13 protein-coding genes are annotated in these 15355 nt (G+C 72.9%); 8 read left to right on the forward strand and 5 right to left on the reverse strand.

What is annotated here, in order from left to right:
• The first annotated feature begins 123 nt into the window (after positions 1–123).
• The 4 genes from NH602_RS17770 (at position 124) to NH602_RS17785 (ending at position 5008) form a co-directional block, all read left to right on the forward strand.
• Positions 124–654, forward strand: a complete 531-nt coding sequence (locus NH602_RS17770) for a 2'-5' RNA ligase family protein (RefSeq protein WP_253068374.1) — start codon at positions 124–126, stop codon at positions 652–654.
• A gap of 166 nt (positions 655–820) precedes the next feature.
• Entirely contained in the window at positions 821–1090 is a 270-nt protein-coding gene (gene rpsO / locus NH602_RS17775) for a 30S ribosomal protein S15 (RefSeq protein WP_073578122.1), read from the forward strand.
• Positions 1091–1332: 242 nt separating this feature from the next.
• Complete coding sequence (locus tag NH602_RS17780; RefSeq protein ID WP_253068375.1) at positions 1333–3618, forward strand: polyribonucleotide nucleotidyltransferase; 2286 nt, start codon at positions 1333–1335, stop codon at positions 3616–3618.
• 79 nt (positions 3619–3697) lie between these two features.
• On the forward strand, positions 3698–5008 hold the full coding sequence (locus NH602_RS17785) for a pitrilysin family protein (protein ID WP_073578274.1): 1311 nt from the start codon (positions 3698–3700) through the stop codon (positions 5006–5008).
• A 143-nt stretch (positions 5009–5151) separates the two neighbouring features.
• Here NH602_RS17785 and NH602_RS17790 read toward each other — a convergent pair whose 3' ends face one another.
• Genes NH602_RS17790 through NH602_RS17805 form a run of 4 tightly spaced genes read right to left on the reverse strand, consistent with a single transcriptional unit; the run spans position 5152 to position 10883 of the window.
• Complete coding sequence (locus NH602_RS17790; protein ID WP_253068376.1) at positions 5152–6840, reverse strand: ABC transporter family substrate-binding protein; 1689 nt, start codon at positions 6838–6840, stop codon at positions 5152–5154.
• A gap of 44 nt (positions 6841–6884) precedes the next feature.
• Positions 6885–8957, reverse strand: a complete 2073-nt coding sequence (locus tag NH602_RS17795; RefSeq protein ID WP_253068377.1) for an ABC transporter ATP-binding protein — start codon at positions 8955–8957, stop codon at positions 6885–6887.
• Positions 8954–9898: an ABC transporter permease gene (locus tag NH602_RS17800; RefSeq protein WP_253068378.1), complete on the reverse strand. Its 945-nt coding sequence runs from the start codon at positions 9896–9898 to the stop codon at positions 8954–8956. The genes NH602_RS17795 and NH602_RS17800 overlap by 4 nt, the downstream gene beginning before the upstream one ends.
• A 1-nt stretch (position 9899) precedes the next feature.
• Entirely contained in the window at positions 9900–10883 is a 984-nt protein-coding gene (locus NH602_RS17805) for an ABC transporter permease (protein WP_100880023.1), read from the reverse strand.
• Between the two features lie 232 nt (positions 10884–11115).
• Here NH602_RS17805 and NH602_RS17810 point away from each other — a divergent pair, with 232 nt between their 5' ends.
• On the forward strand, positions 11116–11595 hold the full coding sequence (locus NH602_RS17810) for a DUF456 domain-containing protein (RefSeq protein ID WP_073578119.1): 480 nt from the start codon (positions 11116–11118) through the stop codon (positions 11593–11595).
• 146 nt (positions 11596–11741) lie between these two features.
• Positions 11742–12491, forward strand: coding sequence for a 4-hydroxy-tetrahydrodipicolinate reductase (dapB, locus tag NH602_RS17815; protein WP_083474620.1), 750 nt, complete (start codon positions 11742–11744; stop codon positions 12489–12491).
• A gap of 4 nt (positions 12492–12495) precedes the next feature.
• Here dapB and NH602_RS17820 read toward each other — a convergent pair whose 3' ends face one another.
• Positions 12496–13026: a GNAT family N-acetyltransferase gene (locus NH602_RS17820; protein ID WP_179760688.1), complete on the reverse strand. Its 531-nt coding sequence runs from the start codon at positions 13024–13026 to the stop codon at positions 12496–12498.
• A gap of 154 nt (positions 13027–13180) precedes the next feature.
• On the opposite strand from NH602_RS17820, the gene NH602_RS17825 reads away from it, so the two are divergent.
• On the forward strand, positions 13181–14074 hold the full coding sequence (locus tag NH602_RS17825) for a 3,4-dioxygenase subunit beta (protein ID WP_179760687.1): 894 nt from the start codon (positions 13181–13183) through the stop codon (positions 14072–14074).
• A gap of 117 nt (positions 14075–14191) precedes the next feature.
• Positions 14192–15355: winged helix-turn-helix domain-containing protein (locus tag NH602_RS17830; RefSeq protein WP_253068379.1), on the forward strand; the 1164-nt coding region annotated here is incomplete at its 3' end.

The raw sequence follows: 15355 nt of genomic DNA on the forward strand, positions 1-15355 counted from the left end.
CTGCGCGGGGTGAGCGCGCCGGCCCGGCTCGTCGCGGCGGCGGCCGAGCTGGCCCCGGCGTTCCCGGAGATCGCGGAGGTGCTGCGCCGTGCCGCCGCCGGACGGCGCTGACAGGCTGTGCGGATGCGGCTGTTCAGCGCGCTGTGGCCGCCGCCCGGGGCGGTGGCGGCGCTGACCCGTGCCCTCGACGGGGCTCCGTCCCCGCTCCCGGACGGCGCGCGCCGGGCCGACCCGTCGACCTGGCACGTGACGCTGTGTTTCCACGGCGACGACGACCCGGACGCCCGCGCCGCGACCCTGGACATCGCCCTGGCCGGTGCCGTCGCGCCCCGGCTGCGGATCGCCGGCACCGGCACCTTCCCGGGCGTGCTGTGGGCCGGGGTCGAGGAACGCGACGGCCCTGCCGCGGGCGCCCTCGCCGACCTGGCCGCCCGGGCCGGTGCGACGGGGCCCAGGCCGTACCTCCCGCACGTCACCCTGGCCCGGTGGGACCGGCGCCGCGGGGACGCGACCGTGGGCGGCGACGGCATCGCCGCGGGCCCCTGGTGGACACCGGGGGAGGCGGTGCTCGTGCGCAGCGAGCCCGGTGCGCGCTACACCGTGCTCCACCGGGTCCCGCTCCGCCCCGGCACACCGGACCGCACACCGGGGTGACACGGGTCGGAGACGGTCGGCGCACCCGTCGCTGGTACCGTTTCACACCGGGTCCGGCTGCAGTCCGTGGCGGCCGAGACCGACTTCCTGCCGTCCCACCGGTTCATCCGGGTGTCGTCGGACGTCATGGCCCCACGGACCGTCTCAAGGATGAAGGAGTTGAGCAGTGGCACTGACCACCGCCGAGAAGAAGAGCACGCTCGAGCAGTACGGCACCCACGCCACCGACACCGGGTCCCCCGAGGCCCAGGTCGCGCTGCTGACGAAGCGCATCGTCGGCCTGACCGAGCACCTGAAGCAGCACAAGCACGACCACCACAGCCGGCGCGGCCTGCTGCTGCTGGTCGGTCGTCGTCGCCGGCTGCTCAAGTACCTGCGCGAGGTCGACGTCACCCGTTACCGCGCGCTGATCGAGAAGCTGGGTCTGCGCCGCTGACCCGCCCGGCCGACCCGGCACCGGTTCCCGGTGCCGGGTCGTTCCGTGACACCGAGCGACACAACTGAACAGAGCCCGCCACTCGGGCGACCGGACATCCGCCGGTCCTCGGTAGTGGCCCCCGGAGCGCGACGCGCGGCCGGGGGCTTCGATCGAAGACCGGCCCAGCAGGGGATCGAGCCGGCGCCACGGTGGTGGGGGTAGACGAAGACCACTCCCAACGACGAGGAGAACACCCCCGTATGACTGACGTCATCTCCGAGGACGGCGTGCACGAGAGCACCGCCGTCATCGACAACGGCACCTACGGCACCCGCACCGTCCGGTTCGAGACCGGCCGGCTCGCCCGCCAGGCCGCCGGGTCCGTCGTCGCGTACCTCGACGACGAGACCATGCTGCTGTCCGCCACGACCGCCTCGAAGCGGCCGAAGGACCAGTTCGACTTCTTCCCGCTCACCGTGGACGTCGAGGAGCGGATGTACGCCGCGGGCCGGATCCCCGGCTCGTTCTTCCGCCGCGAGGGCCGTCCGGGCACCGACGCGATCCTGACCTGCCGCCTCATCGACCGCCCGCTGCGCCCGTCCTTCGTGGACGGTCTCCGCAACGAGATCCAGGTCGTCGTGACGGTCATGTCGCTCGACCCGAAGGACCCCTACGACGTCGTGGCGATCAACGCCGCGTCGGCGTCCACCCAGCTCGCCGGCCTGCCGTTCTCCGGCCCGGTCGGCGGCGTCCGCGTCGCGCTCATCGCGAACGAGGCGGGCACCGACACCCAGTGGGTCGCGTTCCCGACCCACGACCAGCTCGAGCGCGCCGCGTTCGACATGGTCGTCGCGGGCCGCATCGTCGGCGACGACGTCGCGATCATGATGGTCGAGGCCGAGGCCACCGAGAACACCATCGACCTCGTCGCCGGTGGGGCCACCGCCCCGACCGAGGGCGTCGTCGCGGACGGGCTGGAGGCGGCCAAGCCGTTCATCCGCAGCCTGTGCGTCGCCCAGCAGCAGCTGGCCGACGTCGCGGCCAAGCCGACCGCCGACTACCCGGTGTTCCCGGCCTACCAGCCGGACGCCTTCGAGGCGGTCTCCGAGGCCGTCGAGCAGGAGCTGGCGCAGGCGCTGACCATCGCCGGCAAGCAGGAGCGCGAGACCCGCACCGACGAGATCAAGGCGTCGGTGCTGGACAAGCTCGGCGAGCGCTTCGTCGGCCGCGAGTCCGAGCTCGGCAACGCGTTCCGCGCGCTCAACAAGAAGCTGGTCCGCCGCCGCATCCTGACCGACCAGGTCCGGATCGACGGCCGCGGCCTGACCGACATCCGGCCGCTGTCGGCCGAGGTCGAGGTCGTCCCGCGGGCGCACGGCTCGGCGCTGTTCGAGCGCGGCGAGACCCAGATCATGGGTGTCACCACGCTGAACATGCTCCGGATGGAGCAGCAGATCGACCAGCTGGGGCCGGAGACGCGCAAGCGCTACCTGCACCACTACAACTTCCCGCCGTACTCGACCGGTGAGACCGGCCGCGTCGGCTCGCCGAAGCGCCGCGAGATCGGCCACGGCGCGCTCGCCGAGCGGGCCCTGATCCCGGTCCTGCCGAACCGCGACGAGTTCCCCTACGCGATCCGGCAGGTCTCCGAGGCCCTGGGCTCGAACGGCTCGACCTCGATGGGCTCGGTCTGCGCGTCCACGATGTCGCTGCTCAACGCCGGTGTGCCGCTGAAGGCGCCGGTCGCGGGCATCGCGATGGGCCTGGTGTCCGACGAGGTCGACGGCCAGACGCGCTACGTCGCGCTGACCGACATCCTCGGTGCCGAGGACGCGTTCGGCGACATGGACTTCAAGGTCGCCGGCACCAAGGAGTTCGTCACGGCGCTGCAGCTGGACACCAAGCTGGACGGCATCCCGTCCGAGGTGCTCGCCGCCGCGCTGAACCAGGCCAAGGACGCCCGCCTGACCATCCTCGAGGTGATCGGCGAGGCCATCGACGGCCCGGACGAGATGAGCAAGTACGCGCCGCGGGTCACCGCGGTGAAGGTCCCGGTCGACAAGATCGGCGAGGTCATCGGGCCGAAGGGCAAGATGATCAACTCGATCACCGAGAAGACCGGCGCCGACATCTCGATCGAGGACGACGGCACGATCTACGTCGGTGCGAACGACGGCCCCTCCGCGGAGGAGGCGATCGGCATGATCAACGCGATCGCCAACCCGCAGCTGCCGAAGGTCGGCGAGCGGTTCCTGGGCACGGTGGTCAAGGCCGCCGCGTTCGGTGCCTTCGTCTCGCTCGTCCCCGGCAAGGACGGCCTGGTCCACATCTCCAAGCTCGGCAGCGGGAAGCGGATCAGCAAGGTCGAGGACGTCGTCAAGGTCGGCGACAAGCTGCGCGTCGAGGTCACCGACATCGACAACCGCGGCAAGATCTCGCTGATCCCGGTCGTGGAGGAGTCCGCCTCCGCAGACGTCACCGAGGCCCCGGCCGCCGAGGGCGCCGTCGACGCCGAGGCCCCGGCCGAGGCCGCCAACCCGAGCTGAACTGTTGGCACCTGAGAACGACCACGCGGCGGCGGCCCGGGACCTTTCCCGGGCCGCCGCCCGCGTGTCCCCGGCGCCCGTGACCACCGCCGACGACACCACCGACACGGTCCGCCGCAGCGACCTGCCCGGCGGGGTCCGGCTCGTCACCGAGACGGTGCCCGGCGTCCGCTCGGTCGCGCTGGGCATCTGGATCGGGATCGGCTCGGTGGACGAGACCCCCGAGCAGGCCGGCGCCGCGCATTTCCTGGAACACCTGCTCTTCAAGGGCACCCGGCGGCGCACCGCGGCAGGCATCGCCGAGGAGATGGACGCCGTCGGTGGTGAGCTGAACGCGTTCACCGCCAAGGAACACACCTGCTACTACGCCCACGTCCTCGACACCGACGTGGCGCTGGCGGTGGACGTGCTGGCCGACGTCGTCACCGACGCCGAGCTGGCCCACACCGACGTCGAGCTGGAACGGGGCGTCGTGCTCGAGGAGATCTCGATGCGCGACGACGACCCGGAGGACCTGCTCGGCGACATGTTCGACGAGACCCTGTTCGGCGACCATCCGCTCGGGCGCCCGGTGATCGGCTCCGAGGACTCGATCCGGGCGATGAGCCGCGACACCCTGCACAGCTTCTGGCGCGGGGAGTACACGGCGCCGCGGATGGTCGTCGCCGCGGCCGGGAACCTGGACCACGACCACGTCGCGGAGCTCGTCGCCGCCGCGCTGGACCGTGCGGCGCAGGGCCACACCGGCGCGCGCCCGGTGCCGCCGCGGACGGCGACCGGGGCCCGCCCCGTGCGCACCGGCGCCCTCGGCCTGCTCGACGACGACTCCGAGCAGGCCCACATGATGCTCGGCGTGCCCACCGCGGGTCGCGCCGGACGCGGCCTGCCGGTGCTGGCGGTGCTGAACTCCGCCCTCGGCGGGGGCCTGTCGTCGCGGCTGTTCCAGCAGGTCCGCGAGCAGCGCGGACTGGCCTACCAGGTCTACTCCTCGACCGTCCGCTACGCCGACGCCGGCGCGCTGTCGGTGTACGCCGGGTGCGCTCCGGAGAGGCTGGGCGAGGTCGTCGCGGTCGTGCGGGACGTGCTCGCCGAGGTCGCGGCCGACGGTCTGACCGAGGCCGAGGTCGTCCGCGCCCGGGGCGCCCTGCGCGGGGGACTGGTGCTGGGCTGCGAGGACACCGCGTCGCGGATGAACCGGCTCGGCCGCGCCGAGCTGGACCACGGGCGGCAGCGGTCGCTGGCCGACAGCCTGGCCCGCATCGACGCCGTCACCCCTGCCGAGGTCGCCGCACTGGCGGGGGAGCTGCTGGCCCAGCCGCTCACCGCGGCCGTGGTGGGTCCCTACGGCGACGTGGACGACCTCCCCGCCGCGCTGCGGGACCTGGCCTGACCTCCCCCGAACCTGCTCCGAGGGTCACTTTCGTGGCTTCTACGGCCCCGAGAGTGACTCTCGGGGCATCCGGGGTGGTGGGTGAGACGGGCAGAGCCCCGGACCGGACGGTCCGGGGCTCTGTGCGCGTCACAGGGTGTCGATCAGGAGCCGTTCTGCCAGCCCAAGGTCTCGGGTAGCGGCGGGAACGCGAACAGCGCCGAGCCCCAGTTCGCGAGCCCGGGCTTGGTCGCCCAGATCGACGGGCCGGAGTAGACCGGCAGCACACCGTAGGTGGCGAGTGCCTTCTTCTCCGCCCCGGCGGCCGCGGCGTACTGCTCGTCGGCGGTCGGCAGGGTGTTGACCTTGCGCAGCTCGGCGTCGAGCTCCGGGGTGCCGGTGCCGGAGCTGTTCAGCGTCGAGTCCGAGCAGTACTGCTGGCAGATGTAGGCCACGCCGTACGGGTCGGTGGACTTGAACCCGAGGAAGACCATGTCGAACTCCTTGTTCGCCAGGACCTTCGAGAAGTCGGTCGACGGGACGACGCGGACCTGCAGGTCGACGCCGATGTTCTTCAGCATCGCCACCATGGCGCCGGACGAGGCGCGCTTGGTCGGGGTGTCACCGGTCTGCACGTAGGTGAAGGTCAGCTTCTGACCGTCCTTGGTGCGGACGCCGTCCGGGCCGGCGACCCAGCCCGCGGCGTCGAGCTCCTGCTTCGCGGCCTCGGGGTCGAAGGTCACCGCGCTCGCGAGGTTGTCCTGGTAGCCCTTCTGGTAGGGCTGCAGGGTCAGCGAGCCACCGAGGTCCTCGGTGTAGTCCAGCCCCTGGAAGGCGATCTTGGCGAGCTGTGCGCGGTCGATGGTGTCGAACACGGCCTTGCGGACCGCCGGGTCCTTGAGGATCGGCGTGGTGCTGTTGAGCATGAGCAGGTAGTTCGCCGGGGTCCCGGAGGTGCGGATGTCGGCGCCCGGCACGGACCGGGCCTGGGCGAGGAAATCGGCCGACTCGGCCTCGGTCGCGTCGAGCTGGCCGTTGCGGAACGCGTTGATCTTCGCCTGCTGCTCCATCTGGACCAGGGTGATGCGGTCCAGCTTGCCCTTCTTGCCCCACCACTTCGGGTTGCGCTCGAACGAGATCGTGGCGTTCTGCTTGTCGTAGTTCGCCACCGTGTACGGCCCGGCACCCCACTCGGGGTGCGGGTTGTTCAGGTACCCCTTGTTGAAGGCGTCCGGTGTGGCCGCCTTCGGGTGCACGAGGTAGTTGAACAGGCTCGGCCACCAGGGGTTCGGGCCGGCGAACGCGACGACGGCCTGCTTGTCGTCGGTGCCGCGGGTGACCGAGGCGATCCGGTCGTAGCCGTCGGTGGCGCTCGGGATGAACGCGGTGTCCTTCCCGTTGTTCGCCTTCCAGGTGGACTCGAACGCGCGCCAGTCGATCGGCGTGCCGTCGTTGAAGACGGCCTTCGGGTTGATCGTGTAGGTGACGGTGGTCTTCCCGCCGCTGTCGACCGGCTCGGCCTTGGTCACGTAGTCGGGGTTGACGATCGGGTCGCCGGTCGGGCTGAAGGAGATCACGACGGGGTTGTAGAAGCTCCAGGCGAGCCGGGTGTCTGTGGTGGAGTCGCCCTGGAAGTAGTTGAACTGCGGGTTCAGGTCCGAGCGGAAGGGCAGGGTGACCTGGCCGCCGTCCTTGACGTTCTCGTACGGCTGGGCGTTGTACGACGGCGTCGTGGACAGCGACTCGCCCGTCTGCGCGGGCCCGCCGGAGCCACCCCCGCCACAGCCCGCCAGCACCAGGGCCAGCGCCGCGACGGCGGCGGTCATCGCCCCGCGTCGGATCGGTCTGCGCATGTCTCTCCTTCGTTCGGTCCCCCGGTGTCGGGGTGGGAGGTGGTTCAGCGGAAGTGGCAGGCGTTGCGGTGGTCGGAGTCGGCGTCGCTGGCGCCGTCCTTGACCGTCAGCGCGGGGGTCTCCCCGGCGCAGCGGGACCGCTCGTGCTCGGACAGGGTCCGGGCCAGGGGGCAGCGGCCCAGGAACGCGCAGCCCGGCGCGTCGTCGGTCGGGCTCGGCAGGTCCCCGGGGAGCACCACCCGCTGCCGGGTGCGCTCCACCTGCGGGTCCGGCACCGGGATCGCCGACAGCAGCGCCTGTGTGTAGGGGTGCTGCGGGTTGCCGAACACGTCGGCGACCGCGCCGGACTCCACGATCCGGCCCAGGTACATGACCGCGACCCGGTCCGCGACGTGCCGCACCACCGACAGGTCGTGCGCGACGAACAGGTAGCTCAGCCCCAGCTCTCGCTGCAGCGCGGTGAGCAGGTTCAGCACACCGGCCTGCACCGAGACGTCGAGGGCGGACACCGGCTCGTCGAGCACCAGCAGCGACGGCTTCGTCGCCAGCGCGCGGGCGATCCCGATGCGCTGGCGCTGCCCGCCGGAGAACGCCGCCGGGAACCGGTCCACGTGCTCCGGGTCCAGGCCGACCAGCGCCATCAGCTCGTCGACCCGGGTGGCGACCCGGCCCCGGTCGGTCCAGCCGGCCGCCCGCAGCGGCTCGGTGAGGATGTCGCCGACCGTCATGCGCGGGTCGAGCGCCCCCATCGGGTCCTGGAAGACGATCTGGATCTCCCGGCGCAGCGCGGCGATGTCGGCGCGGCCCCGCAGCGTCGCGACGTCGGTGCCCGCGACCTCGATCGTCCCGCCCTCCGGCGGGAGCAGGTTCATGATCTCCAGCAGCGTCGTCGTCTTGCCGCAGCCGGACTCGCCGACCAGGCCGAGGGTCTCGCCGCGGCGGATGTCGAGGTCGACGTCGGCGACCGCGTGCACCGTCCCGACCCGGCGTCGCACCAGGGACCCCTTCATCAGCGGGAACGTGCGGCGCAGGTGGCTCACCGACAGCACGGCGGGACGGTCCTCGCGGTCGCCGGCGCGGTCGTCGCCGAGGGGAAGGTCGGGGACGGCGAAGACCGGCTCGCCACCGATCGCGCCGTCGACGATCTCGCCGGTCCGCACGCAGGCGGCGGTGTGACCGTCGCGGCCCGGGACCGGTACCAGCGGGGGCTCCGCGGTGCGGCAGGCGTCGACGGCGACCGGGCAGCGCGGCGCGAACGGGCAGCCCGGCGGCAGGTCGGTCGGTGCGGGCGGGCTGCCGGGCACCGGGACCAGCGGGCGTCGCTCGACGGTGTCGACGCGGGGGACCGCGCCCAGCAGGCCGATCGTGTACGGCATCCGCGGCGCGGCGAACAGCTCGTCCACCGGGGCGGTCTCGACCGGGCGCCCGGCGTACATGACGAGCACGTCGTCGGCGACCCCGGCGACCACGCCCAGGTCGTGGGTGATCATGACGACGGCCGCGCCGGTCTCGTCGCGCGCCACCTTCAGCACGTCGAGGATCTGCGCCTGCACGGTGACGTCCAGGGCGGTCGTCGGCTCGTCGGCGATGATCACCGACGGGTCGTTCGCGATCGCCATCGCGATCATCACGCGCTGGCGCATGCCGCCGGAGAACTCGTGCGGGAAGGCGCGCACGCGTCGCCGGGGGTCGGGGATGCCGACCAGGTCCAGCAGCTCCACCGCGCGCTCGCGGGCCTTCGCCCGGCCGATGTCGCGGTGGATCTGCATCGCCTCGACGAGCTGGTCGCCGACGGTGAAGATCGGGGTGAGCGAGGACAGCGGGTCCTGGAAGATCATCCCGATGTCGTCGCCGCGGATCCCGGACATCGCCTCGTCGGACAGCCCGACCAGCTCGCGGCCGGACAGCGTGATCGAGCCCGTCACCGACGCCGTGTCGGGCAGCAGCCCCATCACGGCCAGCGAGGTCACCGACTTGCCGGACCCGGACTCGCCGACGATGCCGAGCGTGCGCCCGGGCAGCAGGTCGAAGCCGACACCGCGGACGGCCTCCACCCGACCGGCCTCGGAGGGGAACGCGACGGTCAGATCGCGCACGGACAGCACGGGGGTGCTCATGCGCTGCCTCCCGCGCGCGACGTCGGGTCGAGGGCGTCGCGCAGGCCGTCGCCGACGAACGCGAGCGACGCCGTCAGCAGCACCAGGAGCACCGACGGCACCACGAAGATCCACGGCGCGGTCGCCATCGAGGCGCCGCCGTCGGCGAGCATGGTGCCCAGCGAGACGTCCGGGATCTGCACACCGAACCCGATGAACGACAGCGCGGTCTCGCTCTGCACCGTGCTCGCCACATTCAGGGTGAACGTGACGATCAGCAGCGAGCCGATGTTCGGGATGAGGTGGCGGAACACGATCCCCGGCCCGGACACGCCCATGAAGCGGGCGGCCGAGACGTACTCGCGCTCGCGCAGCGTCGTCGCCACCGTCCAGACCACGCGGGCGGTGGTCATCCAGCCCAGCAGGGTCAGCGCGACGATCAGGATCCGGTAGTCGCCCGACCCCCACTGCGAGGCCAGCGCCAGGATCAGGAACGACGGCACCACCATCAGGAAGTGGACGACGGTGAGCAGGGTGCGCTCGCCGCGCCGCGCCCAGGTCCGCCCGCCGCCCAGGTAGGCCGCGCCCGCACCGACCACCGCGGCGATCAGGCTGGTCAGCAGCGAGACCGTCACCGCGATCGTCAGCGAGCGCTGCAGACCGTGCACGGCCTGGGCGTAGACGTCGTTCCCGCCGGCGGTGGTGCCCAGCGGGTGGTCCAGCGACGGCGCCGCGGTCAGCGCCGCGAAGTCGACCTCGGTGTGGTCGTAGGGGGAGAGGAACCCGCCGACCAGGGAGAACAGCACCAGCAGGCCGAAGACGACCAGGCCGGCCATCGCGGGCCGGTTGCGCCGGTAGCGACGCCAGACCAGTGCGGCGCGGGCGCCCCGGCGACGGCGGGGCGCGGTGGCCCCGGCGCCGTCGCCGACCGTGGGGGCGAGCTCGGGCATGTTCAGGCTCATGTCAGCCCACCCGCACCCTCGGGTCGAGGGCGACGACCGCGACGTCGGCGAGCATGGCGCCGACCGCCGTCGTCACCGCGCCGAACGCCGCCGTGGCGACGACGCCGTGGATGTCGTTGGTCGAGATGGTGCGGATGAAGTAGTCGCCCATGCCCTGCCAGGCGAAGGTCTTCTCGGTGATCACCGCGCCGGTGAACAGCGCCGGGATCGCGAACGCCACCTGGGTGGCGACCGGGATCATCGAGCTGCGCAACCCGTGGCGGCGGATGGCCTGCCTGCGGGTCAGCCCCTTGGCCCGGGCGGTCCGCACGTAGTCGGAGTTGACCACGTCGAGCAGCATCGAGCGCTGCAGCAGGTGGTAGCCCGCGTAGGAGATGATCAGCAGCGAGATCGTCGGCAGCACCAGGTGCTGGGCCCGGTCGAGGAGCAGCGGCCAGAACCCGGTGACCCCGGGCGACTCGGACCCCGCGACGTAGAACAGCGTCCCGCCGACACCCTGGTTGATCGCGATGGCGACGAACACGACCGCCAGCGCCGCGACCGCCGACGGGATGTTCAGGGTGAACACCGAGGTCAGCTGGGCGGCGCGGTCACCGAGCCGGTACTGGCGCTGGGCCGAGTAGACCCCGAGCGCCACCCCGATCACGATCGACAGCAGCAGCGAGAAGAACACCAGCTGCCCGGACACCACGACGCGGAACGCCACCTGCGCGTTCACCGGGTCGCCGATCGGGCTGGTGCCCCAGTCCCACCGGGTCACGATCCCGGTGACCCAGATCCACCACCGCTCCAGGACCGGGACGTTCGAGTCCAGGTTGTACTGGCCCAGCGAACGGGCGATCTCCGCGTCGGTGCGCGGCGGCCGCAGCTGCAGGTAGTTGACCCGGGGGTCGAGGAACGAGTTCGCGAGGAAGTAGACCAGGTTGGTCGCGACGACGATCATCGCGAGCCACCCGGCGCCCCTGCGCAGGAGGTACCGGAGCACGCTGCTCTTCTCTGTTCGTCCGCGGTGCGGTGGTGGTGACCGGCACGCGCGGGTGGTGGGACGACCGCAGGTGAGCGGGTGTCACTGTTTCGGGTGACATCGAGGCTGGCACGGCAGTACCAGAAATCGGTAGACCCGGCTCACAGCGTTTACCCATTCGTGATGATGACAGCCGGCCGTCACCGCGGGTTCGTCCGCTCGACGCGTGTGACCTGCTGGCAGGCTGGGCGTCATGACCGCCCTCGCCGTCGTCGCCGGCCTGATGATGCTCGTCGGCCTGGCCGGGACCGTGCTGCCGGTGCTGCCCGGGCCGCTGCTGATCGTCGGCGGGGTGGCGGTCTGGGCGGTCCCGCGCGGCGACGCGGTCGGCTGGTGGGTGCTCGGCATCGCGGTGCTCGTCACCGTCGCCGGTCAGATCGCGAAGTACCTGCTCCCCGGACGCCGGCTCAAGGCAGCCGGGGTCCCGACCCGCACCCTGTTCGCGGGGCTCGTGCTGGGGGTCGTCGGGTTCTTCGTCGTGCCCGTCGTCGGGCTGTTCCTCGGGTTCGTGCTCGGCGTGTGGCTGGCCGAGCTGGCCCGCCTGCCCGACGCCGCCACCGCCTGGCGCTCGGCACGCGAGGCGCTCACCGCCGTCGGCTGGAGCATCCTCATCGAGCTCGCGGCCGGGCTGGTGACGGTCGCGGTGTGGATCGGCGGCCTGGTCGTCGGCTGAGCCCCGGCCGACCGTGGCCCCGTGATCGTGGATCGGGCACCGTCCGCACCGGCGTGCGACCGGTCCGGTGCCGGATCCGTGATCACGGTGGGCCGCTGCATAGACTCCGCGGCGGTCCACGACGTCGAGGTGCGCGAGGTGTACGGGTGAGCGGGACGATCAAGGTGGCGGTCCTCGGTGCCAAGGGCCGGATGGGCTCCGAGGTGTGCCGGGCGGTCGAGGCCGCCGGGGACACCGAGCTGGTCGCCGCGCTGGACGCGGGCGACGACCTGTCCGCCCTCGACGGCGCCGACGTCGCCGTGGACTTCACCCACCCCGGCGCCGCGATCGCCAACATCCGCGAGTGCCTGGCGCGCGGGGTCGCGCCCGTCGTCGGGACCAGCGGCTTCGACGCCGCCAGGTTCGACGAGGTCCGCGCGATCCTCGACGAGCGCGGCTCCGGCAGCGTGCTCGTCGCCCCGAACTTCGGGGTCGGCGCCGTGCTGATGATGCACTTCGCGGCGCAGGCCGCCCGCTTCTTCGACTCCGCCGAGGTCGTCGAGCTGCACCACGCCGGCAAGGTCGACGCGCCGTCCGGTACCGCCGCGCGGACCGCGTCGGTGATCGGCGCGGCACGACGCGAGGCCGGGCTCGGCGAGGTCCCCGACGCCACCACCGACGACCCGCACGGCGCCCGCGGCGCGGTCGTCGAGGGCGTCCACGTGCACGCGGTCCGGATGCCCGGGCTGATCGCGCACCAGGAGGTCATCCTCGGCACCGACGGCGAGGTCCTCACGCTGCGCCACGACTCGATGAACCGGACCAGCTTCATGCCGGGCGTGCTGCTCGCGGTGCGCGCCGTGCGCGACCGCCCGGGCCTGACGATCGGCCTGGAGCCGCTGCTCGGGCTCGGCTGAGCCCTCAGCCGACCAGGTGCAGGTCCAGCGTTCCGGAGTGGCGGACCTCGCGCAGCGTCGACGTGCCGGTGTCCAACGTGCGCACCGCGCCGTCGGGCACCCAGCCGGCGCGGCCGTAGAAGTTCCGTGAGGCGGTGTCGGCCTCGGCCACCCAGGTGCGCCCCGAGTCCGAGCCGGACTCCCGCAGCGCGGCCGCGGCGGCGGCGAGCAGCCGTCCGCCGTGCCCGCGCCTGCCCCAGCGCGGCTCCACGAGCAGCGTGCTGACCTCGGCGATCGCCATGCCGTCGGCCCCGGCATAGCGGGCGGCGGCGGCGAACCCGACGGTCTCGTCCCCCTCGACGGCGACGAACAGGTGGAAGCCGTCCCCGGCGTGCACGGCGTCGCTCCAGTGCGAGCGCGCGGCGTCGGAGGTGAGCCCGGCGAACGCCTCCTCGGGCAGCAGCCCGGCGTAGGCGGTGCGCCAGGTGCGGTCCTGGATCGCCATGATCGCGCCGACGTCGTCGTCGGTGGCAGGGCGGACGGTCGCGGTGGCCATGGGTCATGCCTACCGTGCGACCCCGCGGGCCGCGTCACCGCCCGGGTCCACAGCGGCCGCACAGGTCGTTGCGATCCGCGCCCCATGCCCGGTCCCTACCGTCGTCATCGGTTCTGCACGAGGTTCCGCACGACGACGCACCGGAGGACCCGCCATGCCCCGCTACCAGGGCCGTGACCTGCCCCGCCCCGACGACGAGGTCGTCGACCAGGGCCTCGGGTTCGACCTCGGCACCCTGCTGAGCAGGCGCCGCATGCTGGCCGTGCTCGGCGTCGGCGCCGTCACCGCCGGGCTCGCGGCCTGCGGTACCGCGGCTCCGTCGGCGACGACCGCGACCACGACCGGCGAGATCCCGGACGAGACGGCCGGCCCGTACCCCGGTGACGGCACCAACGGTGCGAACGTGCTGACCGAGTCCGGGGTGGTCCGCAGCGACATCCGGTCGAGCTTCGGCACCGGCTCGGCGACCGCGGCCGGGGTGCCGATGACCCTCGAGCTGACGATCACCGACATGGCCGCCGCGGGCATGGCGGGTGCCGCGGTCTACGTCTGGCACTGCGATCGCGACGGCCGGTACTCCCTGTACTCCGAGGGGCTGGAGGACGAGAACTACCTGCGAGGGGTCCAGGTCGCCGGCAGCGACGGGAAGGTGCGCTTCACCAGCATCTTCCCGGCCTGCTACAGGGGGCGCTGGCCGCACATCCACTTCGAGGTCTACCCCTCCGAGGCCGACATCACCGACGCCGCCAACGCGGTCGCCACCTCGCAGGTCGCCCTGCCGCAGGCCCACTGCGACACCGTCTACGCCACCACGGGATACGAGCAGTCGGTGTCCAACCTGGCCGAGCTGAGCCTGGCGTCCGACAACGTCTTCGGCGATGACGGCGGCGCCCTCCAGCTCGCGACCGTCACCGGCGATCCGGCCACGGGCTACACGGTCGCACTGACCGCCGCCGTCGACCTGTCCACCGAGCCGACCGCGGGTGCCGCCCCGGGCGGGGGCGGGCCGGGCGCCGGCGGCCCCGGCGGCCCACCGCCCGGCAGCTGACCGGCCGGATGTCACCCGGCGCGGTGCCGCGGGTCCGGTGCCGCCCGTGTGGTGCGGCCCGGCCGCCGGTCCGGGCGGCACCGGATCCTGTCGGTGCCCCGTGGCAGCATCCCGGCCGTGCGCACGATCTCAGCCGACGTCGCCCGTCGGACGTTCCTCGCGGCCCAGGGCTTCACCGACCCACGGCCGTCCGGGCCGGTCACCCGTCGTCATCTCGGACGGGTGCTGGACCGGGTGAAGCTGCTGCAGCTCGACTCGGTCAACATCGCGGTGCGCGCGCACTACATGCCGCTGTTCAGCAGGCTCGGTGCCTACCCCGCCGCCCTCCTCGACGACGCCGCCTGGTCGCCCGACGCGCGCCGCCCACGGCTGCTGGTGGAGACCTGGGCGCACGAGGCGAGTCTGGTCCCGGTCCGGGACATGCCGCTGCTCTCGCACGAGGCGTTGCCGCGGCGCTGGTGGAAGCACTACGGCCCGCTGCTGGAGAAGCACCCGGCCCTGGCCGGGGACATCCTCGACGTCGTCGCGGAGTCCGGGCCGCTGGGTGCCGGTGCGATCGAGAAGGCGCTCGCCCCGCACGGACGGGCCGGTGAGGTGCGCCCGCGCCCCCCGGGCGCGACGTGGTGGGAGCGCTCGGAGGTCAAGCGGGTCTGCGAGTACCTGTTCGCGACCGGCGAGCTGTCGGTCGGCACCCGTGTCCACTTCGAACGCCACTACGACCTGCCCTCGCGTGTGCTGCCCCCGGAGGTCCTCGCGCAGCCCGTACCGGACCCGGCGGACGCCGCGCGCGAGCTCGTGGCCAGGTCCGCGTCCGCGCTGGGCATCGGTACCGAGAGCGACCTGCGCGACTACTACCGGCTCGGCCCGGAGCGCACCCGCACCGCGATCGCCGAACTCGTCGACGCGGGTGCCCTGGAACCGGTGACTGTGCGCGGCTGGGCCCGGCCCGCCTACCGGGACCCGGCGGCCCGGGTGCCGCGCGCGGTGACCGGCCGGGCGCTGCTGTGCCCGTTCGACCCGCTGGTGTGGGAGCGGGACCGGACCGAGCGCATCTTCGGGTTCCGCTACCGCATCGAGATCTACGTGCCGGAGCCGAAGCGGGAGTACGGCTACTACGTCTTCCCGTTCCTGCTCGACGGCGAGCTCGTCGGACGGGTCGACCTCAAGGCCGACCGGGCGGCCGGGGTGCTGCGCGTGCCCGGCGCGTTCGCCGAGCCCGGGGCGAGCGCCCCGCGCCCGCGGATCGCGGCCGAGCTGGCCGGGGAGCTCGCGACGATGGCG

It is taken from the genome of Pseudonocardia sp. McavD-2-B (assembly GCF_024124365.1).
GTDB lineage: Bacteria > Actinomycetota > Actinomycetes > Mycobacteriales > Pseudonocardiaceae > Pseudonocardia > Pseudonocardia alni.